The 3,184-nt window shown below is 48.2% G+C and carries 2 rRNA genes; both read right to left on the bottom strand.

The window, feature by feature from the left end:
* Positions 1-6 precede the first annotated feature (6 nt).
* Positions 7-114 (bottom strand): 5S ribosomal RNA (gene rrf, locus BUA76_RS18870).
* 123 nt (positions 115-237) lie between these two features.
* Positions 238-2,994 (bottom strand): 23S ribosomal RNA (locus BUA76_RS18865).
* Positions 2,995-3,184: the final 190 nt, after the last annotated feature.

Genomic DNA, 3,184 nt, shown 5'->3' with positions numbered 1-3,184 from the left:
AAAAAAAACTGGCGGCGACCTACTCTCCCGCGTTAGCAGTACCATCGGCGCTGGTGGGCTTAACTTCTGTGTTCGGAATGGGAACAGGTGAGCCCCACCGCTAAAACCACCCTAAAGGTTGTATATAGCCGTTGGCTATTGGCTTATTGCCATTGGCCATTAGCTTTTTATCGGTAAATTTCATCACAAAGGCAAAACCAGTGTTGCACTTATAAGGCTTGTTGTTTGTAACCAATAGGCTATAAATCTACGGGTAATTAGTACTACTCGGCTATGCTGTTACCAACTTTACACCTGTAGCCTATCAACGTGGTCATCTCCCACGACCCTTAAAAGATGTCTCATCTTGAGGCGAGTTTCACACTTATATGCTTTCAGTGTTTATCTCTTCCAAACATAGCTACTCAGCGGTGCACCTGGCGGTACAACTGATACACCAGAGGTTTGTTCAATTCGGTCCTCTCGTACTAGAATCAAGCCCTCTCAAACATCTAACGCCCGCAATAGATAGAGACCGAACTGTCTCACGACGTTCTGAACCCAGCTCGCGTGCCACTTTAATGGGCGAACAGCCCAACCCTTGGGACCTTCTCCAGCCCCAGGATGTGACGAGCCGACATCGAGGTGCCGAACCTCCCCGTCGATGTGAGCTCTTGGGGGAGACTAGCCTGTTATCCCCGGAGTACCTTTTATCCTATGAGCGATGGCCCTTCCATACGGAACCACCGGATCACTATGTCCTGCTTTCGCACCTGATCGACTTGTTGGTCTCACAGTCAAGCACCCTTATGCCATTACACTCTACGCACGGTTACCAAGCGTGCTGAGGGTACCTTTGAAAGCCTCCGTTACTCTTTTGGAGGCGACCACCCCAGTCAAACTACCCACCACGCAATGTCCTTCCATAGGGAAGTTAGGCTCCAAGTAAGTAAAGGGTGGTATTTCAACGACGGCTCCACAAACACTAGCGTGCCTGCTTCAAAGCCTCCCACCTATCCTACACATTACTTACTCAAAGTCAATACGAAGTTATAGTAAAGGTTCACAGGGTCTTTTCGTCCCATTGCGGGTAATCGGCATCTTCACCGATACTACAATTTCACCGAGCTCGTGGCTGAGACAGTGCCCAGATCGTTACACCATTCGTGCAGGTCGGAACTTACCCGACAAGGAATTTCGCTACCTTAGGACCGTTATAGTTACGGCCGCCGTTTACTGGGGCTTCAGTCAAACGCTTCGGTTACCCTAACGCCCTTCCTTAACCTTCCAGCACCGGGCAGGTGTCAGACCCTATACAGCATCTTTCGATTTAGCAGAGTCCTGTGTTTTTGATAAACAGTCGCCTGGGCCTCTTCACTGCGGCCACCATTGCTGATGGCGTCTCTTCTTCCGAAGTTACGAGACTATTTTGCCTAGTTCCTTAGCCACGACTCACTCGAGCACCTTAGGATTCTCTCCTCGACCACCTGTGTCGGTTTTGGTACGGGTTGCTTCACTTCGGCTTTTCTTGGATCCGATTACACTACAGCAGCTTCGCCCGAAGGCTAGGCCTTGACACTTCCGTCCGTCTTTAGTAGCTACATCGAACCGTCCCCTTTTTAGTGTGAGCAAGTATGGGAATATTAACCCATTGTCCATCCACTACCCCTTTCGGGTTCGCGTTAGGTCCCGACTAACCCTCAGCTGATTAGCATGGCTGAGGAAACCTTAGTCTTTCGGTGAGGGGGTTTCTCGCCCCCTTTATCGTTACTTATGCCTACATTTTCTTTTCTGTCCGCTCCACAATACCTCACGATACTGCTTCGGCGCAAACAGAATGCTCTCCTACCAGATATAATAAAATTATAAATCCATAGCTTCGGTAATATGTTTATGCCCGATTATTATCCATGCCGGACCGCTCGACTAGTGAGCTGTTACGCACTCTTTAAATGAATGGCTGCTTCCAAGCCAACATCCTAGCTGTCAATGCAGTCCAACCGCGTTGCTTCAACTTAACATATATTTGGGGACCTTAGCTGTTGGTCTGGGTTCTTTCCCTCTCGGACATGGACCTTAGCACCCATGCCCTCACTGCCGTAGAACATTTATTAGCATTCGGAGTTTGTCAGGAATTGGTAGGCGGTGAAACCCCCGCATCCAATCAGTAGCTCTACCTCTAATAAACTTATATACGACGCTGCACCTAAATGCATTTCGGAGAGTACGAGCTATCTCCCAGTTTGATTGGCCTTTCACCCCTACCCACAGGTCATCCGAAGACTTTTCAACGTCAACCGGTTCGGTCCTCCACTTTGTGTTACCAAAGCTTCAACCTGCCCATGGGTAGATCACAAGGTTTCGCGTCTAATCCTACTAACTATACGCCCTATTCAGACTCGCTTTCGCTCCGGCTCCGGACCTGAAGTCCTTAACCTCGCTAGTAAAATTAACTCGTAGGCTCATTATGCAAAAGGCACGCCGTCACAGAATTAATCTGCTCCGACCGCTTGTAGGCGTACGGTTTCAGGTTCTATTTCACCCTTCTATTCGAAGTGCTTTTCACCTTTCCTTCACAGTACTTGTTCACTATCGGTCTTTCAGGAGTATTTAGCCTTGGAGGATGGTCCCCCCATATTCAGACAGGATTTCACGTGTCCCGCCCTACTCATTTATCATCTTAATATGCCTTTCAAATACGGGGCTATCACCCTCTATGGCCGCACTTTCCAGTACGTTCTTCTAAACATATAAAGACTTTTGGGCTAATCCGCTTTCGCTCGCCACTACTTACGGAATCTCTTCGATTTCTTTTCCTCCGGGTACTTAGATGTTTCAGTTCTCCGGGTTTGCTCCTCTTGCGAGGTGACATGTCTTCAACATGCCGGGTTGCCCCATTCGGATATCTGCGGATCAATTCGTGTGTGCCAATCCCCGCAGCTTTTCGCAGCTTACCACGTCCTTCGTCGCCTCTGAAAGCCTAGGCATCCGCCATACGCCCTTAACGATTTCTTTCCTATTTTTAGGTTACTCAAGCACTTATAAGTGCTCGGTTTTCTCTTTGTGATGTCTTTACCGTTAATGTCAATGATCTTAATGTCTTCTTTTCAGATTGATGAACTGATGTTGTTTTTGGCTCCATCCGTAACTTTTAAATCAATCTTCCAAAACTGTGGAGAATAAGGGAGTCGAACCCTTGACCTTC

The sequence above is a fragment of the Chryseobacterium takakiae genome (genome assembly GCF_900129385.1).
Taxonomy (GTDB): Bacteria; Bacteroidota; Bacteroidia; order Flavobacteriales; family Weeksellaceae; genus Chryseobacterium; species Chryseobacterium takakiae.
The sequence above is the reverse complement of the archived record's forward strand: the minus strand, read 5'-3'. Positions and strand labels throughout refer to the sequence as shown.